Source organism: Sutcliffiella tianshenii (assembly GCF_016908565.1).
In the GTDB taxonomy this organism is placed as follows: domain Bacteria; phylum Bacillota; class Bacilli; order Bacillales; family Bacillaceae_I; genus Sutcliffiella_A; species Sutcliffiella_A tianshenii.
This window is the reverse complement of sequence record NZ_JAFBED010000002.1, coordinates 222,622-246,847: the sequence shown is the minus strand read 5'-3', so window position 1 is coordinate 246,847 and position 24,226 is coordinate 222,622. Positions and strand designations below refer to the sequence as shown.

23 protein-coding genes, 1 tRNA gene and 1 pseudogene are annotated in these 24,226 nt (G+C 41.9%); 6 read left to right on the top strand and 19 right to left on the bottom strand.

Annotation, left to right across the window (positions count from 1 at the left end; genetic code table 11):
- Positions 1 to 276: 276 nt before the first annotated feature.
- Complete coding sequence (sspO, locus tag JOC95_RS04730) at positions 277 to 426, top strand: small acid-soluble spore protein O (protein ID WP_204413943.1); 150 nt, start codon at positions 277 to 279, stop codon at positions 424 to 426.
- A gap of 494 nt (positions 427 to 920) precedes the next feature.
- Here the strand turns inward: sspO and JOC95_RS04725 are convergent, their stop codons facing one another.
- On the bottom strand, positions 921 to 1,181 hold the full coding sequence (locus tag JOC95_RS04725) for a hypothetical protein (RefSeq protein WP_204413941.1): 261 nt from the start codon (positions 1,179 to 1,181) through the stop codon (positions 921 to 923).
- Between the two features lie 131 nt (positions 1,182 to 1,312).
- Between JOC95_RS04725 and JOC95_RS04720 the strand changes: the two genes are divergently transcribed.
- Positions 1,313 to 1,459, top strand: coding sequence for a small acid-soluble spore protein P (locus JOC95_RS04720; RefSeq protein WP_204413939.1), 147 nt, complete (start codon positions 1,313 to 1,315; stop codon positions 1,457 to 1,459).
- On the opposite strand, the gene selA is transcribed toward JOC95_RS04720, so the two are convergent.
- Both selA and JOC95_RS04710 read right to left on the bottom strand, forming a co-directional pair.
- Positions 1,443 to 2,837 (bottom strand): L-seryl-tRNA(Sec) selenium transferase, encoded by a 1,395-nt coding sequence (selA, locus tag JOC95_RS04715; protein WP_338083056.1) that lies wholly within the window; start codon positions 2,835 to 2,837, stop codon positions 1,443 to 1,445. The two genes, JOC95_RS04720 and selA, sit on opposite strands and share 17 nt — an antisense overlap.
- 97 nt (positions 2,838 to 2,934) lie before the next feature.
- Positions 2,935 to 3,120: pseudogene (locus tag JOC95_RS04710) on the bottom strand (Rdx family protein); the annotation flags it as partial.
- A gap of 216 nt (positions 3,121 to 3,336) precedes the next feature.
- On the opposite strand from JOC95_RS04710, the gene selD reads away from it, so the two are divergent.
- On the top strand, positions 3,337 to 4,386 hold the full coding sequence (gene selD, locus JOC95_RS04705; protein ID WP_204413936.1) for a selenide, water dikinase SelD: 1,050 nt from the start codon (positions 3,337 to 3,339) through the stop codon (positions 4,384 to 4,386).
- 46 nt (positions 4,387 to 4,432) lie between these two features.
- Here the strand turns inward: selD and selB are convergent, their stop codons facing one another.
- The 6 genes from selB to pepF all read right to left on the bottom strand — a co-directional run bounded on the left by selB (position 4,433) and on the right by pepF (position 10,861).
- Complete coding sequence (selB, locus tag JOC95_RS04700) at positions 4,433 to 6,322, bottom strand: selenocysteine-specific translation elongation factor (protein WP_338083053.1); 1,890 nt, start codon at positions 6,320 to 6,322, stop codon at positions 4,433 to 4,435.
- Positions 6,306 to 6,533 carry a spore germination protein gene (locus JOC95_RS04695; RefSeq protein WP_204413934.1) on the bottom strand — a complete coding sequence of 76 codons (228 nt, stop codon included), beginning with the start codon at positions 6,531 to 6,533 and terminating at the stop codon, positions 6,306 to 6,308. Before JOC95_RS04695 ends, selB begins: the two co-directional genes overlap by 17 nt.
- A 70-nt stretch (positions 6,534 to 6,603) precedes the next feature.
- Positions 6,604 to 7,092, bottom strand: coding sequence for a hypothetical protein (locus tag JOC95_RS04690; RefSeq protein WP_204413933.1), 489 nt, complete (start codon positions 7,090 to 7,092; stop codon positions 6,604 to 6,606).
- A 101-nt stretch (positions 7,093 to 7,193) separates the two neighbouring features.
- Positions 7,194 to 7,964 carry a sporulation protein gene (locus JOC95_RS04685; protein ID WP_204413932.1) on the bottom strand — a complete coding sequence of 257 codons (771 nt, stop codon included), beginning with the start codon at positions 7,962 to 7,964 and terminating at the stop codon, positions 7,194 to 7,196.
- Positions 7,965 to 8,127: 163 nt separating this feature from the next.
- On the bottom strand, positions 8,128 to 8,859 hold the full coding sequence (pyrH, locus tag JOC95_RS04680) for a UMP kinase (RefSeq protein ID WP_204413931.1): 732 nt from the start codon (positions 8,857 to 8,859) through the stop codon (positions 8,128 to 8,130).
- A gap of 193 nt (positions 8,860 to 9,052) precedes the next feature.
- Entirely contained in the window at positions 9,053 to 10,861 is a 1,809-nt protein-coding gene (pepF, locus tag JOC95_RS04675; RefSeq protein WP_204413930.1) for an oligoendopeptidase F, read from the bottom strand.
- Between the two features lie 299 nt (positions 10,862 to 11,160).
- Here pepF and JOC95_RS04670 point away from each other — a divergent pair, with 299 nt between their 5' ends.
- Positions 11,161 to 12,999 carry a GmrSD restriction endonuclease domain-containing protein gene (locus JOC95_RS04670; RefSeq protein ID WP_204413928.1) on the top strand — a complete coding sequence of 613 codons (1,839 nt, stop codon included), beginning with the start codon at positions 11,161 to 11,163 and terminating at the stop codon, positions 12,997 to 12,999.
- 193 nt (positions 13,000 to 13,192) lie between these two features.
- Positions 13,193 to 13,289: transfer RNA gene (locus tag JOC95_RS04665), tRNA-Sec, on the top strand.
- Between the two features lie 93 nt (positions 13,290 to 13,382).
- On the opposite strand, the gene JOC95_RS04660 is transcribed toward JOC95_RS04665, so the two are convergent.
- Entirely contained in the window at positions 13,383 to 13,754 is a 372-nt protein-coding gene (locus tag JOC95_RS04660) for a hypothetical protein (RefSeq protein WP_204413927.1), read from the bottom strand.
- Positions 13,755 to 13,968: 214 nt separating this feature from the next.
- Between JOC95_RS04660 and JOC95_RS04655 the strand changes: the two genes are divergently transcribed.
- The gene (locus tag JOC95_RS04655) at positions 13,969 to 14,859 is read left to right on the top strand and encodes a DUF4349 domain-containing protein (RefSeq protein ID WP_204413926.1); all 891 of its coding nucleotides are present in this window, start codon (positions 13,969 to 13,971) and stop codon (positions 14,857 to 14,859) included.
- A 60-nt stretch (positions 14,860 to 14,919) separates the two neighbouring features.
- On the opposite strand, the gene JOC95_RS04650 is transcribed toward JOC95_RS04655, so the two are convergent.
- From JOC95_RS04650 to JOC95_RS04610, 9 genes are all read right to left on the bottom strand, one after another.
- A complete protein-coding gene (locus JOC95_RS04650) occupies positions 14,920 to 15,411 on the bottom strand; it encodes a hypothetical protein (protein ID WP_204413924.1) in 492 nt (163 codons plus the stop codon).
- A gap of 595 nt (positions 15,412 to 16,006) precedes the next feature.
- Complete coding sequence (locus JOC95_RS04645) at positions 16,007 to 17,266, bottom strand: glutamate-5-semialdehyde dehydrogenase (protein ID WP_204413922.1); 1,260 nt, start codon at positions 17,264 to 17,266, stop codon at positions 16,007 to 16,009.
- Positions 17,267 to 17,302: 36 nt separating this feature from the next.
- Positions 17,303 to 18,412 (bottom strand): glutamate 5-kinase, encoded by a 1,110-nt coding sequence (gene proB, locus JOC95_RS04640; protein ID WP_204413920.1) that lies wholly within the window; start codon positions 18,410 to 18,412, stop codon positions 17,303 to 17,305.
- Between the two features lie 33 nt (positions 18,413 to 18,445).
- The gene (proC, locus tag JOC95_RS04635; protein ID WP_204413918.1) at positions 18,446 to 19,288 is read right to left on the bottom strand and encodes a pyrroline-5-carboxylate reductase; all 843 of its coding nucleotides are present in this window, start codon (positions 19,286 to 19,288) and stop codon (positions 18,446 to 18,448) included.
- Positions 19,289 to 19,599: 311 nt separating this feature from the next.
- On the bottom strand, positions 19,600 to 20,805 hold the full coding sequence (locus JOC95_RS04630; RefSeq protein ID WP_204413913.1) for a hypothetical protein: 1,206 nt from the start codon (positions 20,803 to 20,805) through the stop codon (positions 19,600 to 19,602).
- Positions 20,798 to 21,970, bottom strand: coding sequence for a DUF58 domain-containing protein (locus tag JOC95_RS04625; RefSeq protein ID WP_204413911.1), 1,173 nt, complete (start codon positions 21,968 to 21,970; stop codon positions 20,798 to 20,800). The genes JOC95_RS04630 and JOC95_RS04625 overlap by 8 nt, the downstream gene beginning before the upstream one ends.
- Positions 21,971 to 21,972: 2 nt before the next feature.
- Positions 21,973 to 22,908 (bottom strand): AAA family ATPase, encoded by a 936-nt coding sequence (locus JOC95_RS04620; RefSeq protein ID WP_204413909.1) that lies wholly within the window; start codon positions 22,906 to 22,908, stop codon positions 21,973 to 21,975.
- A 122-nt stretch (positions 22,909 to 23,030) separates the two neighbouring features.
- A complete protein-coding gene (locus tag JOC95_RS04615) occupies positions 23,031 to 23,606 on the bottom strand; it encodes a hypothetical protein (RefSeq protein ID WP_204413907.1) in 576 nt (191 codons plus the stop codon).
- Positions 23,587 to 24,201, bottom strand: coding sequence for an RNA polymerase sigma factor (locus JOC95_RS04610; RefSeq protein WP_338083052.1), 615 nt, complete (start codon positions 24,199 to 24,201; stop codon positions 23,587 to 23,589). Before JOC95_RS04610 ends, JOC95_RS04615 begins: the two co-directional genes overlap by 20 nt.
- Positions 24,202 to 24,226: the final 25 nt, after the last annotated feature.

Sequence of the window (24,226 nt, the reverse complement as noted above, 5' to 3'; positions counted from 1 at the left end):
CATAGTTTAATAGGACCTCGCTATGAACAATTAATAGGCATTGAAAAACAGGCTTATCGCTTTCGTAAGCGTTTGCGAATGTTTTTCTTTGAGACAATTTTCGAGTTTGTTTCTCCCACCGAATAGTCCTTACGATATTATCTTAATACAACATTTCTCATAAGTAAATATCAATAAAGTTATCAAATCACATAAGTTACACTTATCTTTCACAATATTCCACAAATACATGTGAAGAGGAGGTCTGGTAATGATATTAGTAGGAGGTGATTGACGATGGCAAAAAGAAAAGCAAACCACGTTATCGAAGGTATGAATGCAGCCGGGGCTCAAGGCAAGGGTGCAGGATACAATGAAGAGTTCTCCAATGAACCATTGACAGAAGCGCAGAAACAGAATAATAAAAAGCGTAAGAAGAACCAGTAGGTTAAGGTATATATGGATTGAATCAGGTCTTCATCTGTGGGATGGAGACCTTTTTTAGTGGGTTTTGAAGGTGTGTGGTGTGTGGGTTTTGGTGGTTGGTGGGATATGATGGACTTTTTGCTTGGGATTTGAGGGTAAAAGGGGCTTCATTGGCTTGATGATGGACTTTTTGCTTGGGGTTTTGGGGTAAAAGGGGCTTCATAGGACTTTTTGCTTGGGAGTTTGGGGTAAAAGGGGCTTCATAACCCCGATGACAGACTTTTTGCTTGGGAGTTTGGGGTAAAAGGGTCTTCATAAGCCAGATGACGGACTTTTCGCATGGAGTTTAGAGTCAAAAAGCTCTTCATAGCCTCGATGACGGACTTTTTGCATGGAGTTTAGAGACAAAAAGCCCTTCATCCAAAATGCCCTTCATCCCCCAATCCGCTTCTCCCTCCTAATCAAACCCATCAAAAAAACCGCCCCAGACTCCAAAGTCCGGGACAGCCCCATTCTCAACCTTGATTATTCCCCTGCTGCAAGATCGTCTGCAGATCCTGCTGGAATTGCATCAATTGTGGACGCTGTGTTTCAGACGCCACTTCCAACGCATTATTGATCTGCTCCATCGCTTCATTCACTTCATTTTCCAGGCGCTTGAAATCGTGGCCATAGTTCGGGTCATTTCTTACAATGGCCTCGTATACATCCCTTGCCTGTTCTGTACCTTGCTGTGCTGCTTGAAAAGCCTGCTGCTTATCCTTATGGTATGGCATGCGGATTCACTCCTCCAGATAGAAAATAATAGCTCTACCTAGACTGCCCCTGATGAAAAAAATTATACCTGAATTCCCGCCGCATAATACACGACAATTATCAAAAACTAACGGTAAAGGAGGAGATGAAAATGAACAAAAACGATCACAAAGACATGGTTAGGAATCAACCTAAAGCCAACAACAATTCCGGCCAACCAGAGCCACTAAGCGGATCACACAAGGTAAAGAACCGCAACCATACAAGACAAAAGCATAATTCTAGCCACGATATGTAAGCAACTCCATCGCTTTGATCAGATCAGGAAGCTCTCCATGCGTGATGGTCCGGAAGTCGAGTAGGATAGCATCCCCGCTTGTACGGACGATTACGCTTGGAGTCCCTTTTCTTAACTTTTCGGCTAAAACATGCGCGGCAAGTGAATCATGCCTCATCTTCACTGTATAGGTAGGTATCGTTACATCTGGCATCGTGCCTCCCCCTACCATGGAGTACTCTTTGATGATGTCGGCCTGAAAACTATCCATCCCGGAAATGGCAGTGATGAATTCTAGAGCTTTCTCCCTGATTTCCTTCAAGGACTGCAGCATATCCCTAACGGTCGGAATGTCAGTGGGTCGCTGATTAAGATAAGCTCTGAATGTAGCTTCCAAAGCAGCGAAGCTCATCTTATCAACCCGTAGCACTCTTGCCAGCTGATGCTGTTTTAGATGATTGATATACTTCTTCTTCCCCGCAATGATTCCCGCCTGCGGGCCACCGAGTAGCTTATCTCCGCTAAAAGAAACTAAATCTACCCCAGTTTCAAGCACCTTTTGCACAACTGGCTCGTCTCCTATGCCTTCCTTGGCGAAATCATAAAGGACGCCGCTTCCTAAATCCTCATATACCATGACATCTTCACGATTACCGGCAATCTCGACAAGCTCCTCTGATGTTACCGTCTTGGTGAATCCGATTGTCTTGAAATTGCTTGTATGGACTTTCAAAAGCATTGCTGTCTCACCAGTCAAAGCGTCATAATAGTCTTTGGCATGTGTCTTGTTTGTGGTTCCCACCTCCACAAGCTTAGCGCCGCTCTCTTCCATGATCGAGGAAACCCGAAAAGAACCACCGATTTCCACCAGCTGTCCCCGTGATACTATTACCTCTTTTCCTTTCGCAAAGGCTTTTAATATAAGATAAACGGCAGCCGCGTTATTGTTGACCACCATAGCCGCTTCAGCTCCAGTGACGTCTTTGATCAAATCCTCCACAAGGTCATGCCGGGAACCGCGAGACCCGGATTCGATATCATACTCCAGGTTGGAATAGTTTGCGGCAACTTCAGATACACGATTGACCGCTTCCCTGCTGAGCCTGGCCCGCCCCAGATTCGTATGTAATATGGTACCTGTTCCATTTATAACGCGCTTCAAACGGTTTTGATGGGCTTCCATCAGCTTATTTTCTACGTCATTCCAGATGATTTCCGCAAACTCTCCATCTATGACGATCCCCTTTTTTATATCAGAACGCATTCCTTCTAAAGCTTTACGTATATGAACCGTCAGTACTTCATCCTGAACATCGTATTTTTGCCTTAACTTTATAAACATCGCATCCCGTTGCAGTTCATGAACCGGAGGAATGTTCCTTAAACTTTTATTCATCATATATTTTCACCTGTCTTAGGATTTTTCCCACTATTATAACATGTGCGGTAAAAAGAGCTGAGAATGGAAAAGAGAAGGGCTATCCCCTTCTCTTAGCTTAGCCTTTTTCCAATTTTGCAATGATATCTTCCGCTTTCGGGAAGACTCCCGTTTCTTTTTTGGAATGAACCGTCTCTCCATCCACCTTCACTTCAAAAACTCCCCCTGAACTTGGAATGAGCTCCATGGAAGTGATACCGGTGCGGAAATGCGTAAAAAGTGATTCCGCGAAACTCGCGGCTTTTGGTGCGTAGTTTCACTGCATGCAGAATTCGATGGATACTTTGAAATTTGTCATGAATTTTCCTCCTAATGCATGATGTACTACAAGTGCCGGCAAATTTGTCAGCGCTTACTTTTATTTTAATACAAGCATCCGTTTTTCGCAAAAGTATGAAAATTAATTAGTGGAAATCATTATCACTACTGACTATACTAAAGCTAGCAGGAGGTGGCCATTATGAGTGAACACGAAAAAATCCGTTTAACTTCACTATCAACAAAAGCCGGCTGAGGATGCAAACTTGGTCCAAGTGACCTCACGCAAGTTTTGCGTGATTTGCCCTCCAATCTGGAGGATCCGAATCTGTTGGTTGGCTTTGCCACTTCAGATGATGCAGGCGTTTATAAAGTGACAGAAGATATCGCCATGATTCAAACCGTCGATTATTTTACCCCAGTGGTGGATGATCCATATAAGTTCGGACAGATCGCTGCCGCCAATGCACTTAGTGATGTATACGCAATGGGCGGAGTACCTAAGACGGCACTGAATATTGTAGGTTACCCGATCAAGAAACTGGGCCCTTACATATTGAAACAGATTTTAGCCGGTGCCTTTGACAAGGTGAAAGAGGCAGGTGCGGTCATTGTTGGCGGACACTCCATCGATGATCAGGAGCCGAAATTCGGCATTTCTGTTACAGGATTTGTGCATCCGGAGCGAATCTGGAAAAATGTCGGTGCTAGACCAGGAGACATCCTTGTCCTTACAAAACCGATAGGGGTAGGCATTTTGACCACTGCCATAAAAAGAGGCAAAGCGACAGACGAGCAAATTGAGCTAGTTACCTCAACCATGAGTGAACTAAATAAAGTGGCTGCCGAAGAATTGCAGCATCTCTCCCCACATGCCGTGACAGATGTAACGGGATTTGGCCTTTTGGGACATGCCAGTGAAATGGCAAGGGGCAGCGGAGTGAGCCTGCACATTCACACAAGTAGCATCCCGGTCATTCCAGGAACTTTTGAACTTGCTAATGAAGGTGTGGTCCCAGGTGGATCAAAAGCCAATCATGAATGGCTGAAATCCGATGTCAAGTATGCCTCTCACATTACAAAGGAACAGCAGCTTGTTCTGTGTGATGCCATCACATCGGGCGGTCTGCTGGTGAGCCTGTCAAAGGACGAAGCATCAATCTATCTGGATATGCTTGCAAAAAAGAATCTCACAGCTGCCATTATTGGTGAAGTAGTAGAGTCTAAAGAACACCTTATCCTTGTAGATTAAAAATAGGAGCAATCCCACTGCTTATTGGGGATCGCTCCTATTTTTTCTATATCCACCTGCGTGTAGTGCCTTCCCGCTCCGTTATTCCAAGTGCATCCATCAACTCCACAAAAGGAATCAGATATTTCCTGGACAGCTGCAACAGGTCTTTTATCTCGCCTAGTTCAACCTCATCATCAGTACGGCTTTTCAGAAGGTCAACAGCCGCATGGAATTCCCGACTAGCGATCAGATGGGAATCATCCAGTTGAAAGGCTTTATTTTGTTTTAAAAGGAAATGTTTCAAATCAAGCGCTTCCTTTTCAGGCAGAGCCGCTTTTTCACAGTATAGGCTAAAAGGCATTGGTGTGAGCTTATCCCCTGCAAGCTCCTCTGCCACCTGTTCCATCCTTCTCTGCCACTGTTTAGGGTAGCTTGGCAGGAATCCTTCCAAATACACCAGGTTTTCATTTCTAAGCACAATTTGAGCGGTTTCCATCTTTCCAAGAACAAACTCAATCAGATCAATTGAAGTGCTATTACTAAGTTCAGAAAAGAGCTCAGCCTTTGGAATTCCTATCCTTATGGGGTGCATAACGTGATATTCTTGAATGTGACCAGCCAACTGACGTTCTTTTTCCATTATCATCGGCTCATGGGCGTATAGATTTCCTGTGACATTCACAATAAGCCCTTGCTCTTCAAGCTGTACAAGCACGTTACTCTCCAATCCCGCTTCCCTTTTCAGATTCTCCAATGAAAGGAGGTCGCTTTTAAGAAATGCCTCTTTTACCCTTTCCTCTGGTGTCCCCTGCTTGATTCTCCGTAACGTATCAATGGTTGATTGCCCAAATTTATAGACAGATCCACTCGGTTGAATGATCCATCCTCCTCCAATGGTCTCTGCCGGGGTGGGTCTTCTGAGGATCACTTTGTCCCCCCGGCTGCATGTAATAGGCTCGTCTAGACGCAGCTGGCAAAGCACATCTTCATCCTTGTGCCCGTCATATTCATTACGATCAAAAAAGACGATCTTACCCAGGACTTCGGCTGTACCTATATGAACTTTTATCCGGCTTCTCTGTTTTATTGGATATTGAAGATTTTCCACCATATGGAGGGATACATCGATGGTATCGGTCGTATCATATGTATTTTCACGGGCGAGCACATCGCCGCGTTTTATGCTATCCTTGCTTAATCCTGAAAGGTTGACTGCAACCCGTTGACCGGCAACGGCTTGTTCCACCTTTTTGTTATGTACTTGCAGCTGTCTGACTTTGGCAGCTTGTCCTCCCGGCATCACTTCAAGGAGATCCCCATTGTTGATCTTGCCTTCTATTATCGTCCCCCTGACAACCGTCCCTTGGCCTTTCAAAGAAAACACTTGATCGATGGGTAGCCGGAAATTGCCTGTAGCATGCTTTTCCTGAATGGATTCCAGCTCTTTTTGAAGTATTTGCTTCATCTCTTGAATTCCCGACTTTTTCAGGCTGTCCACAAATACAATCGGAACCCCTTCGAAGATAGTGCCTGAAAGCTCGTCCAATATCTCCTCTTTCGCAAGTTCGAGGAAGTCCTCATCTACTTTGTCAATTTTAGTGAATGCCACCATGCCCTTTTTCACCTGCAGGAACTTCAGGATTTCAAGATGTTCCTTCGTTTGGGGCATGACGCCTTCATCTGCCGCGATGACCAGAATGACAAGATCGATGCCGGAAACCCCTGCAATCATCTGCCTGATAAACCGTTCGTGTCCCGGCACATCTACCACAGAAACGACTGACCCATCAGCTAATTCCAATGGTGCATATCCAGGTTCTATGGAAATCTGCCGCTCCTTTTCCTCTTTTAAACGGTCCGTGTCCACTCCTGTCAGTGCTTTCGTCAAGGAGGTTTTTCCGTGGTCGATATGACCGGCCATCCCGATCGTAAAGTGTTTAGTCAATATCCTCACCTATTTCATCAATAAACTGGACGTTCTTTTTCCCGCATACTTTCACAACACTTACCTTTGTGAATGTTTTAATGTTATTTCCCAAATTCCCACTGCCGGAACCGGTCACACCAGTTTCTTCAGCAATCGGACACGCTTTAAAAATGTTTCCGAAATTCACGACACCGCCATTTACGTTTTCGATGATTACCTTGTTGATAAAACACGCCATTTCCTTCACCCCTTTACAATTAAGGTATGATGGCATGTTTTTGCTTGTATAGGTGGACGTCCCTGCCATACTATTTTTTATAAAATTGCCGCAGATACTGTTGCCACTCTTCCTCTGTCCACTTTTTATTTTTTCGTTCCTGCAAAAAGCCTTTTTTCCATTGCCGTTTCACATTATCCACCTGATTCGCCTGAATGCTGCTCTGATTTAAAGCCTTTGCACGAACATCTTCCCATAAAGGCTTCTGGGCAGCAGGTTCAAATAATAGAGGCTCGATCAGAACTTTAAATATGATAATGCTGCAAATGAAAAGAGAGACTATTTTCAGAGGCACGGGTAACGGAAGTAATAATATCGCTGCAACTCCACCGGCAATAATGATTCCTTTCCTATAGGAAAACTTCCTGATGACCTGTTTGCGCTCTTCTGTGGAAAGTGCCAGCAGTGTTTGATATCTCTCTTCCATTTCACAGTCGACACAGTATATTTCTATGAAAGTACTTTTTGGATCATAGCGCTCAGACAATCTCTTTTTGTGTTTAGTACAGTATAAATCCAAAATAATCCTCCAGCATCATGTCTTAATAGATTTATTATATCAATTTATGGATATAAATGAAAAAACAGATGCGGATTGCCCTGCATCTGTTTTTTTATCTATCAGCTATATCTTTGGATGATGCTCATCAGCTTCTGTTCCAAATTTGGCAGATCATGTTTGGTCACTGTGAAGTTCACATGTGATTCGTCCATTTCCAAAGCTTCTGAAAGGAGACTTCCCAAGCCTCGTGCCTTGCGATCCACCTGCATCCAAACGTCAACTTGCTCGGCTGTCTGGTTCAGGAACATGAATTCTATCTCATCCAATCTCCCACGATAAGCACCGGATGTAGGAACAAGTTCGAATTCCTGTACAAAGGGTTGGCGTGTCTTCAATCTGTAAGGTGCCGCTTCACATTCCACTTTCCTAAGGCGGAATCCGATATCGGTAGCTGCCTTCAGAACTGCTGAAACGATGGTGGAAGGAATCACGTCAATAAAATCCCTGTCAGAAGGATCCACGGCATTTTTGATGTCCAGTCCCGTTTGAATCCAGACCTTCGTGCTTCCCATCGTAACCGGCGTTTCATATGGAAGGACAAAGTTAAAAGGAAACTCCTTCTTTTCATTCGGCCCAATGGTAAACGGGTCCACAAGTTTAATAGATTCGATGGTTGCTTGCTTTTGTATCTTCGTGTCATTGGACTCTTTTATATAGGTCGTGACAAGCGTAAGATAGATAGTATCAATTTGCTGTTCGGTTGAACCGCCTTTGATTTCTACAACACCTTTTACTTCTTCACCTGGAACCAGACGGTCGTTCCCCAATTTGGTATCCACCGTTGCTGCACCTATCCCAATACTCGCCAATGCCTTGTTAAAAAAGGACATGCCAATACCCCCTACACCAATTCAAATTAGATTTTTGATAACAGGTTATTTACGGGCAAGTTTTCAAAAGGTTTCATGTCTTTACAGATTAGTAGATGAAAAATTGCTTAATTCCATATTAATCTCTTCTTTTTAAACTAACAAGGAGAAAGCTATTATATCCTTACAGGTTTTTCACTGTAACCTCATTATTTACGATCGTCCCGATGGATTCACCCATGCATATCCTTCCCATTGCCCCTATTTCATCAAAGTTGAAGATGTGCACTGGCAGACTATAGTCCCTCGCGAGCAGCAGGGCGGATTGGTCCATCACCTTGATATTATTTTTTATCACATCGTTGTAATGCAAAACCCGGTACATTTTTGCATCTTTGCTTGTTTTAGGATCACTTGTAAAGACTCCGTTGACACCTTGTTTGGCCACAAAAATAGCATCACAGTTTATCTCGATCGCCCTCTGCACACTTGGATAGTCGGTCGTTACAAATGGCTGCCCGTTCCCGCCGCCGAAAATGACGATATGTCCTTTTTCAAGATGGTGCATGGCCCTCAACCGGATGTATGGCTCTGCTACAGAAGTCACTGCAATGGAAGTCATGACTCGGACATCTTTTTCTGTTTTGCTTTTTAACACCCCGCGCAGCATCAAACTGTTGATGATTGTGCCAAGCGTACCGATATTATCAGCCTCTACCCGGTCGATGCCCCAAGCATCCGCCATGCTTCCGCGAAAAATATTTCCTCCACCGATGACAATGGATACCTCAACCCCATTTTCTACAATGGATAGTATTTCGTTTGCGATATGTTCCAATCTTTCAGGGCAAAAGCTGTTGCCACTCTTGTCAGCAAGTGCCCCGCCGCTTAATTTGATCATGACTCTCTTGTACATGTCATCCCCACTTTCTCCAAATAAAAAGGACTAAAGGCAAAAACACCTTTAGTCCTGATATTTATAGAGAAGAATAATGCCTGCATCCGCTTGGTTAGAACGTTTCACCATTACTCTTCCCCCCTTTTCATTCTGTTTCCTTAAAACAGTTTATACAAGAAAATCATAAAGGTCAATGAAATTCATTAAAATTTCAGAAGCTTTTTTCTAGTTCGTCAACTAGATGCCCTACATAGGCGACAGCCTTTTGGATCGGTGCCGGCGTGGACATATCTACACCAGCAAGTTTCATCATGTCCAGCGGTTTCAAGGTACCTCCGGCTTTCAATGCCTCCAACCAGCGATCCACTGCAGGCTGGCCTTCCTCCTGGATGCTTTGTGCAGCAGCTGTCGAGGCTGTAAGTCCTGCTGAATACGTATACGGATAAAGACCCATATAATAGTGAGGCTGACGCATCCAGGTCAATCCTGCACCTTCATCGATTTCCACGCTATCTCCCCAGAACTTGGACAGAAGCTCTGTTTTTTGTTCGCAGAGCAGCTTTGCTGTGATCGGCGTCCCTTTATCAGCCAAATCATAGACTCTGCGCTGAAGTTCTCCTTCCAGGATATGCGTGACAAAATTATGATAGTACGTCCCAAGTGATTGCAGGATCACCCAGCGTCTCATGCGCTCATCATTTGGTTTAGCCAAAATATGCTGACTAAGAAGCATTTCATTCATTGTGGAAGGTGCTTCAACAAAATATCTCGAAGGACGGGTATTCGTAAATGTCTGATAGCGCCCGGCCAAACTGAAGTGTCCGGCATGTCCGAGTTCATGTGTCAGCGTAAACGCATTGCGCATGGAATCGTTCCATGTAATCAGGATATAAGGATGCACGCCATAAGGACTTGAACAGAACGCACCTGACGCTTTCCCTTCATTGTCCGCCAAATCAACCCAACGTTCAGAAAGGGCCTTTTTCATGATATCCATGTATTCCTCTCCCATGATCTCCAATGATTCCAAGATAATGCGGGAGGATTCTTCATAGGTGATTTCCGGGTTATACTCGGGATCAAGTGGTGCTTTCAAGTCGCAATAGGTCATCTTGTCCAGCCCAAGAAGGCGTTTTTTCAGCCTTGCAAATCTCTGCATATGTGGAGCCAGTTCAGTTTGGATCGTATCAAGCTGGTTATGATACATCTCTTTTGAGACATCCTGATCATGCAACAGCATATCCGTTACAGATTCATAGTTTCTCAGACGAGATTCAATCACCTGCTTTTTTACTTCCGTAGCGTAAGTGGCTGCATAAGTATTCTTATATTGATTCAATGTTTTCGTATAGGAAGCATACGCCTTCCTGCGGATCTCGGTATCTGCTGATTCCTCATAAAAAGGGAAAGAGTTGAACGTCAATGGATGCTCGGTCCCGTCATCCGTTGTGAACGAAGAAAACTTCATATCGGACGTTTTGCTTCGCAGGTAGATCATATATGGTGCATTGTGCACTTCACTGAATGCTGCAAGCACTTCTTCCGCTTCCGGGGATAGACGATGGGGTTTTGTCCCCATCAAATCATGCAATGTTTTACTGTAATCCTTTAATCCTGATTCTTGCTGTATGTATGCTTCCACTGTCTCTTCATCCAATTCAAGGATTTCCGATGAAAGGAATGCCAAACGTGATTGTACTTTACCAAGCATCGAGGCAACCCTTGCAGAATTTGCCTGGTTCACAGGATTCGTTCCATCCTCGGACTGGCGTAGACTTGCAAACGTCATCACCCTCGTCATACGTTCTGCCAGGGCATCCTTTGCAAGCAGGCTATCAAGAAGTGTCTTTGCGCTGTCTCCCACCCTACCTTTGTATTGGGTAACAGAATCCAGGTCCTGTGGTATGGCAGCCAGTTCCGCCTCCCAATCCTTTTCGGTTTCAAACAGGTCGCGAAGGTCCCAAGTATGTTCAACAGGCACTTCACTTCTCGTTAGTGTCTTATTCATTACTTTCGTCATGATATCTCTCCCCATCTTTGAAAAATATATTTCGCTTTACGAAAAACTTACTACTATTATATAAAAGTTTGGGATGGATTGAAATGGTATAATTTAATTTTTCTAATATTTTCGTCAACTCTTAAAGGATAGTCCTTTTTCCTTTAAAGCCTCTCGAAGGATCCCGACCGCTTTAGGGCCGACCCCATTGTGTGAATTAACACTACATCACTATGACTTTACCAAAATAAACATTAAGAGGAAAAAATTTGTTATAATTGTAAAGATATAACTATTAATATATAAAAGGAGTGTATTCATTGGGGAAAACAAACATTCATGTAAATTTAGATCATCATATTCCCTCAGAGTCTTTGTTTACAAAATGTGAATATGATAAGATTGGAAAATCTGAAGAAGCAAAGTTACATCAAAAGTCAAATCTAGACTATAGAGATTTCTTAGAGGATAATTCCGGACTAACAATCTGGGATAGATTGCGAAAACCAGAGTTTCAGAGACCCACCTTTTGTTGGGAAGATGATAAATATATAAACTTACTTAAGGCACTCCAAAATAACAGAGTTATCCCAGGAGTAATATTTTGGCTAAATACTTCCACTGGTCATATATTTGTTTTAGATGGGGCTCACAGATTATCTGCAATTAGAGCATGGTTTACAAATGATTGGGGAGATTCTTCCTCTGCTCAAGAATATAATTATTTAGAAGAAGATGAAAAATCTGCTTCCCAACGATTAAGAGAATCTATTAGCTCAGAAATTGGTAGTTTTGAAAATTGTGTTAAAGCTGGAAAACTATATAGAAATGCCGTAGATAATCGAAAGGATCCTTTTGATACAATGGATGAAGCTACTGCAATAAGAGGAAAGTTTTTTTACAATCTAAGTACATCCTTAACAATACCTATTCAATGGGTTGTTGGCGACTATAAAGTTGCTGAAGAGTCATTCTTAAATATAAATACTGGTGGTACACCACTTGAATCACAAGAAGTGGATTTCTTAAAATACCGTAGATCACCAGTCGCTCGAGCAATAACTGGGATTATTGCTAACGGTTATAAAGAATCAGTATGGATTGATAATATCGTAGAGTGTAATGAGATTAGCAAACGATGTTACAATCTCTTATTAAGTGATTCAGATAATCACGTTAATGAGAGTATAACATATATGCCATTTGTCAAGCTTCAAAGAAAGAACGGTTTTTATAAGCATGCTTTTTTGTTAAATCTCTTGGCTATTTCCTCACATAAGAAAACGGGTGATAATACCCTATTTACTACTCTTTCAAACCTATCAGACGAAGCAAATGAGATTATAGTTTCTCAGAAAACATTTGATACCTTGAAGAATCTTGAAAGTACCATGAATCATATTAGAGGAAAGTTGTCCCAATCCGTTGGCCTATACCCACCACTTTATTTTTACTCAAGCGATGGTAAATACCGTGAACAGATGCTCTTAATGTTCCTTGCTTGGTTCTCTAGAGGAAGCGATACTGACATAAAAAAGAGAAAGTATACCTTCACATTGTATAGGTCTCAATTTGAAGAATGTTGGTCTATAGCTAGAGATTATATATTTTATGCAATGAATAGGAAAGGAATTGGTCCCCGTCGATTAACCGATAAATCTATTGATTTACTCGACGAGTTCCTAGACACATTAGTAAGTGGTGTAAAATCAAAAAAAGGACTAACAAGTATAATAAAAGATTTCCTTAAAGATTACCATGAGCCAACTTATATTAGCTTTTGTACTTATCTAGAAAACATTGGAGAAAAATCAAAACCATTTTCTTCATTGACCAAAAATAAAATTGAAATTAAAAATTTTATTGAAGCACAAGTTAAGTGTGAAATATGTGGTGGGTATGTAGATTTAGGGAATTCACATCAAGTAGACCATATTCATGAACGATCAATGGGTGGTACAAATGATTTAAATAACGGTCGTATAACACACCCCTACTGTAACAACAACAGAAGAATACTAGAGAGTATTACCAAGATTAATTTAGAGAAAATCAAACAAACAAATCTAAATAAAAAAGTAAATATCAGCGAGAAAAATAATAAGAATGAAGCTAAAAAGAGTACTCCAACAACTACCCAATTATCATTAGATGTCTAACAATAAAACAGTAAAGAGTACTAACTGTTAGTACTCTTTATTGTTTTATTAAATTCAACTAGTTCTTCTAGTTGAAAAAAGTCAATAAATGGTCCATAATATAAACCGTGTCGATTAAGAATAAAACCGCTTGGTAAGATCCAAATAAACTCTAGTGACTTACGATGTAAGCATAGATACAACTACCTTAAGTGGGGCTGATTGCAATGCTGGTGCTTGTCTCGGTCTTCAAAACCGCTTGTGGGGCGCGTGCCGTCCCAGGTGGGTTCGATTCCCACGCAGTCCCGCCAACTTTAAAAACTCATTAACCAAATCTGATCACTCATAAAAATAACTACCAATTTAGGTGGTAGAGAAGGTATTTACGATTTTTTTTGTTATCCTCAGTCTAAAATTCTCCTCTCAGTTTTTTCAATAAATGTAGCCCCATTTTTAAATACATATTCTAGGTAACTTATTGTGTAAGCTTTGCCATCTTGATCTTTCCAATCAAATTGTATTAGATTTACTTGAGCTATTCTATCATCCAATCCATCAGGCATTTTTACATTCTTTTTTACTTTTATACCATCTGGATTTTCTATCTTATCAAAGTCGATATCAGTTTCTCTTGAAAGCTCTAATCTAGCCCTCCCCTGATATTCTTCTCTGTAGTTATTTTTCATTGAATCTTGATAAAAAGAATAAGCAAAAATCAAAATGATTAAAAGGACAACACCTAAAAATATTCTTCTATATTGTTGATTAATCTTCATCGATATCCCCCTCCGTCTATACACATACTTTTTAACCTACATCACTTTAACTCCCGAAAATTAATTGGGGTATTTTACCAACATTTTATCAATCTATTATATTTTAGTCACTAATTCTTTTTTCAGCCTTCGATGAAATATATTTAAACAATCACTAAATCTTATGGAACTTTATTACAAAACTCACGTCTACTTTTTTATAAGGGGTGATCTTATGGGAAAGAGAATTTTTTTAGCTTTGGCATTTATTTTATTTTTACTTGCTGGCTGCAGTGCCTCGAATGACTCTAGCGAATCATCCAAAAACATGGAATACGCCGAGGGAGATGGTTATGGAGGCGGAATCGGGGCTGATACAGATGATAGCAGTGATGATGGAGGGCAGGCAGCACCAGAAGAAACGAGCGGACGCAAAGTGATGTACAATGCATCTGTGTCATTGGAAGTGGATGACATCGGAAATTCGATTGATGAGGTCGAAAAAAACGTCCAGGATCTTAACGGGTACGTGGTTGAAGTGAATTTCACGTCCAATAATGAGCAGGACTATGGCTCCATCACACTCCGGATTCCAAATGATTCCCTGACAGCGTTTTTAGATGGCTTGGACGAATATTCGGGGAAAGTGATCGAGAAGAGAGTCGTCGGGCAGGATGTCACAGAAGAGTATGTGGATCTGACATCGAGATTGAAAGCGAAGAGAGTGGTGGAGGAACGGCTGCTGGATCTTTTAAGTAAAGCAGAGAAAACCGAAGACCTACTTAGAATATCCAATGACCTATCAGTCGTGCAGGAAGAGATCGAACAGGTGATGGGCAGGATGAAGTACTTGGATAATAAAACGGAATTCGCTGAAGTGGAAATGAACTTCACGGATGTTTCCATCCCTATTCCAGATGTAAAAGGCAACGAGGATCTGAAGACGGGCGAAAAGATAAAGAAAACATTTGCCGCTTCCCTCAACGCCATTACGGCATTCTTCTCCGACCTTGCTGTTTTTCTGATCGGATATTCGCCGATTCTGCTATTATTGGCTGCTGCTTTTTTTATCGTCTATATAGTGGTAAGGAGATACTCTAAAAAGCGGGATTCAAAATCGGAATAACTGGTCCAATTAAAATGATACAAAAAAGAAGGTGTCCCTCTTAGCCAGGGACACCTTCTTTTAATTTTTAAAATTCTCTTCATGCCAAGTCTTGATTTCTGCCGGCCAGTTGTTACTCGCATACACTTCGGGACTGAATCCTCCCAGTTCAACAAGAACAGTGATTCCATCGACGTGAACAATATAGAAGTCTTGGAATGGGGTAGGCTTTATCTCCTGGACATTCCTGTTGCGTTTCGCATAAAATTCTCTTATCTCAGCTTCAGCAGAACCTGTAGTTTCACTATAATCTATATTTTGAGGAAGACTTTTCTTCTCTCCAACAACCTGATCATTTCCTGCTGGTTTCATTTTATTAAGGATGGATTGTAAAAGATTGATCACTTCACCAAATCCAATAAACGCCATTCCGTATAAGAACATTTGAAAAAATAACGGGGCACCAAGGCCAAAACTCTCTGTTTCTGAAATAACTACTATTGTCCAGATGAAACCGATAATGATAATTCCAAAACCAATGACCTTCAATAGTGCTCCAACTTTGTTTTTCATCTATCTATCCCCTTTTAGTTTATACTACTAAATTCGACACTTTCCATTAAATTCCTCCATTGTGGATTACATGAAAAAAGACACCTGAAGTTTTCAGGCGTCCTTCGCATAAGCATGAACCAAATTTCATTCAATCCCTTTCCGTCCCGAAGCTGCGGTTCCTTTGTTTCTCCGGGATCGCCTGGACAATCTGGATGACCCCAAATAAAATCACTCCAAAAATCATCCAAAAGAATCGATCAGAATAGGATGTCACGCCAAAAAAGAAAAATAGTGAAAAAACGGTTAAAATGAAGAGGTGAAGAAATTTGTAGAATCTCCCTAAGATTCTCCTCAATATTGTGAGCACACTTAGGGATAGAAAAAATATGGATAATTGTATGATACTTTCAAGAAAAATATTTGTTTTGATTGTACTTCACTATCCTTTGTAACAAATTTACACTAGAAATCTATGTATAGTGGAATGATTGTTATTTTGATACTACCATATTACTACCATCTCAGTGATTCTTCCACAATAAGACATTAATTTCCTTCAAAAACAGAAAAAAACCGCATCCCTTTTAGAGATACGGTTGCATTATATGACATGTTATCTGATTTGTCCATCACCTGTCATCTGATACTTAACTGTAGTCAATGCAGGCAAGCCCATCGGTCCACGTGCATGTAGCTTCTGGGTGGAAATTCCGATCTCTGCACCAAAGCCCAATGCTCCTCCATCTGTAAATCTTGTGGAGGCATTATGGTAGACTGCCGCTGCATCCACCAGCTTCATAAACCTGTTTGCAGCTTCCTTATCCTCTGTGATGATCGCTTCAGAGTGCTTGGTTCCATAGTCATCGATATGGTCGATGGCCTCATCAATCGATTTTACGACCTTCACAGCGATATCTAGACTCAGGTACTCGTTTGTCCAGTCTTCTTCACCTGCTGGAATTGCTCCAGGAAACTCTCGTACAGCTTCTTCATCCCCATGAACCTGAATGTTATGGTCTTTAAATATTTCTATCAGTTCTTTTTTATTTTTATCGAACCATTTTTCATGGACGATTAACGTTTCAGCAGCGTTACATACGGCAGGTCTGTCGGTTTTGGCATTTACAATGATGGATAAAGCTTTTTCCAAGTCTGCTGCCTCATCTACATAAAGATGACAGTTACCCACACCCGTCTCCAAAACAGGTACCGTTGCATTTTCCACAACCGCTTTAATGAGGGATGCTCCACCTCGTGGAATCAATACATCAATATGCTCCTTCATGGTGAACAACTGCTCTGTTGCCTTCCTGTCGGTACTGGAGATGAATTGAACTGCCTCTTTCGGTATCAAGGTCTTCTCCAATGCCTTATGCATGATGTCTACAATGGCCTGATTGGAGTGGATGGCAGAAGAACCTCCTTTCAGGACGATGGCGTTCCCTGACTTTAATGCCAATCCCGTCGCATCGACTGTCACATTGGGACGCGCTTCATAGATCATGCCGATCACACCAAGCGGAACTCTCACTTTTTCCACCTGTAGTCCATTTTCAAGCGTCCAGTCAGAAAGAATATCCCCAACAGGATCCTCAAGGTCCGCAACTTCCCTTAATCCATTTGCAAAATCAGCGATTCTCTCAGGAGATAGTGCAAGGCGGTCCATATATGCTTCCGTATATCCTTTTTCACGGCCGTTGGCCAGGTCCTGTTCATTTGCTTTAAGAATATAGTCCACATTGCCTTCCAGTGTGTTCGCTATCGTTTTCAAAACAGCATTCTTTTGATCTGTAGTCAACAAGCTGACCACCTTTGCCGCTCTCTTTGCTTCCTTCGCTTGTGCTTCTACATTTATGTCCATTACTAAAGACATCCAATTCCTCCTATTTTTTTGACTATCTTTATATTCTTATATTCCTACAGGGATCGAAGCTTCAAGATGACAGACGAGATCATCATGCTTGACCACTTCTTCTGTATATTTATTCTCGCTCTGATCATATTCCCTCAATTGTTCAGATGAATAATTGACAACACCCAGACCTATACGGTTTCCTTCAAAATCAAGGATCCTCACGACAGATCCTTCCTGGAAATAGCCTTTAACCTTGCTGATGCTTGAAGGCAGGAGTCGTTTTTTACCAAGCATGGATATATCCGCATTTTCAGATAGGATCACTTCACCCTCAGGTCCTGAATTAAATGCAATCCACTGCTTTTTATGATTCAAGTTGCCGTTGGATTCAAAATACGTACCGAGCGCTTGTTTTTCAACTGCCTGAAGCAGGATGTCAGGCACACCTGCCTTTCCTAAAAATGCAGGAATGCCAGATGCCATGGCTATCTTGACTGCATCAATTTTTGATTTCATCCCGCCGGTCCCAACAGCACTTCCGGAATCACCTGCAGCGGCTTCGATGACAGGGGTGATTTCCTCCACTTTTCTGAGTAAAGTGGCATCCGGATCTTTACGTGGATCTGCATCATACAACCCATCAATATCAGACATGATAAGGAGCATATCCGCATCCACAAGGCCAGCCACTTTCGCAGAAAGGGTATCGTTATCCCCGAATTTCAACCTATTTACCGTTACGGTGTCATTTTCATTGACGATCGGTACAATACCACGCTCTAATAGGACATTTGCAGTGTTACGCGCGTTATTGTAGCGATTTTCATCCGAAAAATCTTCTCTTGTTATCAAAATTTGAGAAGCAACGTAACCGTGTGATAGAAGTAGTTCCGAGTATGCCTCCATCAGCAGCCCTTGTCCGATCGAAGCAGCCGCTTGCTTTTCCGGCAGGGAGGTTGGTCTATTCAAGCAACCAAGCTTGCGATAGCCTGCTGCCACCGCTCCGGAAGAAACCAGAAGAACTTCATACCCAAGATCTTTAAGCTGAGCGACTTCATCTACCAATCTTTCCAGTTTTTTTCTACTGATTTCACCATGGGAGCTTGTCAGCGAACTGCTCCCTATTTTTATAACCACCCGTTTTATATTTGTTGCGGGATTCATTGAATCACTCCTGTTACAGTCTTTGTTGATATTTTAGCTTAACACCAATTCTCTTTCGTTTTCTGTACTGATTTCCTTAGAGCGTTGTGCAGCTCCTTTGATTGCAGCGGAAATCGCCTTGCCCCCACCATTTTCCCTTAGTGCTTCAAGACCTGCTGCGGTTGTCCCATTAGGGGATGTCACTTTTTTACGCAGGCTTTCCGGTTCTTCATGGTTGGTCAATAGCATTTTGGCTGCTCCCAAAATGGTTTGTGCTACAACATCCCGTGTTACATTTTCATCCAGGCCAGCCTCGTTTGCTGTCTTCTCCATATGCTCCATCAGATAGTAGAAATAGGCAGGACCACTACCGGCAACCCCAGTAAAGACGTCCATCTGTTCCTCTCCAATGGTATATACTTTACCAATTGTGCTTAATATTGCCTTGGCGTCCATCACTTGGTCCATTCCTACATAGGTTCCTGTTGAAATGGCTGTAGCAGATTCCCCGATCATACTTGACGTATTTGGCATCACACGGATAACCGGCTGATTGCCGTGCAGCCCCTCTTCCATATAGTTAGTGGAGATGCCTGCCAATACGGAAAGTAACAGCTGATGAGGCTTTATTTTATCCTTTAAGAAGGAAAGTGCTTGATCAATGTCTTTCGGCTTCATCGCCAGGACGATTATATCCAATTCTTCAAAAGGCAGGCTGTCCTTTGCAACACCGCGTACACCATATTTATTTTGTAGTTCATTTAATCTGTTCACATTTGATCGATTACTTACAATCACATTTTCGGCAGGAACTATTTTACTTGCAACAATTCCTGAAACCATTGCTTCTGCCATTGATCCCGCTCCGATAAATCCAATCACTTTTTCACTAAGCATCTTATCTCTCCTGACTTGTCCGTCCGTTTTTTAACAACGCATTTATACTAACATGTAGAGGAGCAGTTTCAAGGGGGATCTCCTAATTAGTCGGCATAAGAGCCAGATAGTGAGTGTAAACGCTAACATTCAGAAGCATAATTCTATAAATCGCCATAATGGGGTAAAATCACGGAATATCACCGAATATGCCGTTTTTTAAGGGTGGAATCTTTCCAAAATTATCCTATAACCTCATGCAAAGGCTTTTTGAATCAAAAAAAGGCCGTCCACTAAAGTAAGCAAAGTACTTTTTGGACAGCCTTTAACCATTATCCAGCTTTTTTCAGTTCTCTTAACGTCTTTCGAAGCTCTTGGGCCATTTCACGACATTGTTCATGTTCTTCTTCAGTCAATTGAAGCTCTCCATATCTCACTTTGGCATAGAGCTGCATAAATTCCTGTTTCAGAAACGATTCGCGATTCAACCAATCCTCTAAAGTTTCAAATGGATATCTGCCCCTGTCTTTCTTTTTGGCCAGCTTTTCGAGATCATACATCAACCTTCTTACTTGATCTTCTGGAGGTTTTTGCACATTTCTTGAAAAGCGGAAACCGTCTTTTCTCTTAGTTAAGGAAGAAAGGAAGTTTGTTTGATTCATTCTTTCATCCTCATCCTTCTCGACTCTCTTCTTTCTAAGAATCAGAAAAAGGACGGTAATGACGACAATCGCAGCAATAGCCAGCACCCATGGATTATCAAAAAGGCTGCCTTGATCTAAAACCATTTCAGCTTCAGGCTCCTGATCCCCTTCAAATTCTATTCCGCTTTCCTCTACCGGCCCTTTTGGTTTCACAGTCCAGTCATGTAGACCAAGCAAATAGATGATTGGTCTTGCAATCAATCCTGCTATATATGAAACAGCACTCCCCAATATGCCGAATGCGCCACCAAGCACCCATTTGCCTAAGGTGGAAAACATCACTGTCACTACCAGGACCAATCCAATAACAGCAGCGGTGGATGCAATAACACTCTTTTGCATCACAGCGTTTCCTTTTAGGGAGAACAGTGTCTCCCCGGTATACAGGAGCAGTACCAATGCCAACTGACCCGCAAACAATGCAAGCAAGGTGGAACCATAAGGATAACCGGCAGCCACACCGCCGACATAGATGATAGGCATCCAAAAGAAAGAGTTCATCAACAAAGTAAAGGAAGATAACCGTCTTTCCTCGATAAAATTCATAAACCCGCGATAGCTCAAGAATAAACCCATCAAAATGGCAACAGCTATGTGGAAATTCAATAGGTATGCCAATAAACTAATGACGGGTGCAACAAACATGATGGATACATATGTGTCAGGAAGCCGCTTGGACAGTAATATATAGATTCCAACAGTAGCTGCATAGGCCGCTAAAACTCCAGGGATGGATGGCAATGCTTTTGCATCCATATAGAAAAGTAAAATGAAAAAGAAGAACAAATTCAGTTCCATCAGCATGGTAAGGCAATTTTTCCAAATGTTAACCATATTGCACCTCCTGCCTCTGATTGAAACGCCAAGGATTTAACCTGAAAAGCTGGTCTGTGCCGTCCAAGGTATACACTTTAGTCGAGGAAGGCATTTTCCAGCCGGCTATTCGCTCCTGATCCGCACAAATAATGACATAAGGAGAGGTTAATGCATGCTGAAAGGTGATTCTTTCAAAGGATTCCATATTGATTGCAACATTGTTGGATTGCAGCCGGGCCAGAAACGTCAAAGCCATCTGCAATTGTTTTTTCCCTTCACCTGAAGGCAATTCGAAGTAAGAAGGCTTGCCCGCTTTTTTAATATTGACAAGCAGGGAAAACGGAATATGATTTGCTGCTGCATGGTGAAGCAAAAACGTGACCGCCTTCAGCCTTTCTTCAAAATCAGAAGAGCGGATATCCACCACCAGCAACCAAGAGAACTGTGAGGTTCTTTCATGCAGTTTTGTCTGAAGCTTTGCCATTCTTGCACTAGCCTTCCAATGCACTTTATTGAAGGCATCCCCGTCCTGATAATCTCTCGTCCCCACAATTGTGGTCCTATCCTCGAAAAGGGAGGATTTCATCGCATAGCTTCCCTGATTACGCGGCACTATCCTTTCCATACCGGCCACAACTTTTCGTTCCGAATACACAATAGCCTCAAATTTAATAAGGTCCGTCTTATGGCGATAAACCTTTCCTGCATCCATGAAATGGCGGATATCAATATCAACTCGCCGGATTTTAGCTACCCCACGGGACCGGGCCGTAAATGGGACCTCAATCTGCAGGACACCCTTGCCCATGATCGAAAAAGGTATTTTTAAGATACTCATCTGTTTTCTCTCATCTCCAGCCTGAAATTTCAGGTTTTTATCGACTGCAAGATGGATATTGCCAAAAAAAATCGGCAATCTGGAGTGTTGTTCAAGTTTTATTGTAAATTTACCTTCATTATTCGGGAAAAGCTTGATCTGCTCTTCCACAATCGAAAATTCCAGCTTCCTGCCCACCCGGTCCAAATACAGATAGCAAGCCAGGAAATAAAACATGTAAAGGCTCCCGATAAAAAAGAAAATGGCATTCCCACTCAGCATACCTCCAAACATCAGGATAAACGCTCCCGCCCGAAGGTATTTATGATGGTTCAGATTATCAATTTGTTGACTCCATATTCCCATTTCTAATTTGTCGCCTCCACAGGAACCGTTACACGCGAAAGCACTTCATTCATGATCTGCTTGTTCGTTTTCTTCAAGGATCCTTCCATTGTAAGGACAATTCGATGGCTCAACACGTAAGCCGACATCTTTTTGACGTCCTCTGGCAGTACATATTCCCGACCATTGATAAATGCATTGCCCTGAGCGGCTCTCATCAGTGCCAATGTTCCGCGGGGACTGACACCAACTTCTATTTCCTCATGGCTTCTCGTAGCATGGACGATTTCCAATATGTAATCCTCAACCACAGATGATACTTTTACTCTTTTTACGTCCTGTTGAAAATCCAATATTTCTTCTTTAGAAAATAAAGCGGTCAAATGCTGGATCGGATCATCCTCCCTGTAACGGTTCATGATCTGCTTTTCTTCTTCAAATGTTGGATATCCCATATCCAGCTGAATGAAGAAACGGTCCATCTGTGCCTCGGGAAGGGGAAATGTTCCCTGTTGGGAATCAATCGGGTTCTGGGTCGCAACCACCATAAACGGGCCGGGAATCAGAAGTGTCTCTCCATCGATCGTTACCTGGCGTTCTTCCATCACCTCAAGTAGACTTGATTGTGTCCTTGGCGTTGCGCGGTTTATTTCATCAGCCAAAAGGATATTCGTCATGATTGGACCAGGACGAAGCTCGAAATTCTGCTCCTTTGGATTGAAGAATTGAATGCCGGTTACATCACTCGGCAACACATCAGGAGTGAACTGAATCCGTTTGAAATCCGCTTCCACCGTTTTCGCAAAGCTTTTTGCAAGCATGGTTTTACCTGTACCAGGCACACTTTCAAGCAGTACATGACCTTTATTGATCAATGCATTGAATAGTAATTCAACCACTTCATCTTTCCCGATTATGACTTCTGCCATCTTCCGTTTTAACTGATTTACTGATTCCATCTTCCTAGCACCCCTCTTAGTTTTCTATCTATTTAGAATTATTTTACCATTATTTATTGCAAAAATAGACAAATTAACAAAAAATAGCCGATATTATTTAACGGCTATTTTTACGATCATTATTAATTTGTGAAAGCTTGGAATATCAGTTCCGCTATTTCTGGTGCAAGTTCATATTTTTCAGGGTCGGATTCTATCATATAGATGCCTTCAAAATAAGCTGTTTCCCCCTCTAGCCAACTATTGATCCAAATGGTATATGTTTTCTGTTCTCCATTATCATAATGTACGGTCAGCACTTTTGGAGTGAAATCGGTAGAAAATTCATTCGTTGCCTCTTTTTCTGGATTTGCCAAAGCCTCGCCGATCAAATTGTTCCTTTCAAAGTCATCTTCCCTCTCATAGGAATAATTAAATGGCCCTGAGACTCCATAAATAGCTGTTACTTCTGTCGCTTCTCCTGCATTGGTGGAGGGGTCTTTCTTCAGCATGTTCATGAAGGACGGAGCAAGAAGCACACACATTATAACAGCTGCAGCCATCAAGGTAGCATAATATTTATATGGAATGACAGATTTTCTCGTAGTTTTCTGTAATTTTTCAAACGTACTGTTCCGCTTTGCTTCTGATCTGGTAAAGCTGCCCAGTTCTTTGAATTTTTCGTTTGATAGGTTTCCATCAAGCCATTGTTTGTTCATTTGCAGATCCGCCCTCTCTTCGTTTTACTAACTCGATTTTCAAGGCTGCCAGAGCCCTCAGCAAAGTGGATTTCACCTTGCTGACAGACCAGCCAAGCGCCAATGATGTTTCTTCTATAGATAATTCTTGGATTTTCCTTAGGATGATTACTTCCTGGTAGTTAGTTTTTAATTTTTTCATCGCTTCATATAACTCTCGTATTTCCTCGCCTTTTTGCAGGATTTCATCAGGGGTATGGTAATCTGCCACAGGCTTGCTTGCAGCCAGTGGGATGAAGCGGATAATCCTTTTCTTTCGCCAATGGTCATAAACAATGTGTCTTGCAATCGAGATGATCCATGTATAGTAACTTGCATCCCCCCTGTATTTTTCCAGAGAATTTTTGACTCTTAAAAAGGTGTCATGCGTCAAATCCTCTGCAATTTCTTCATCTCCCACCATCATCATTAAAAACTGATACACTCTGTCACTATATTCATAATAAAGTTCTTCCCAATTCACTCTGTCACCCTCTTTAATTTTTTCTAACAGAATAGTCGAATGAAGTTTCCAAAAGTTGCATAAAAAAATAATTATTCTCAAAAAAAACTCCACTAAGCAAGCTTAATGGAGTTTAATT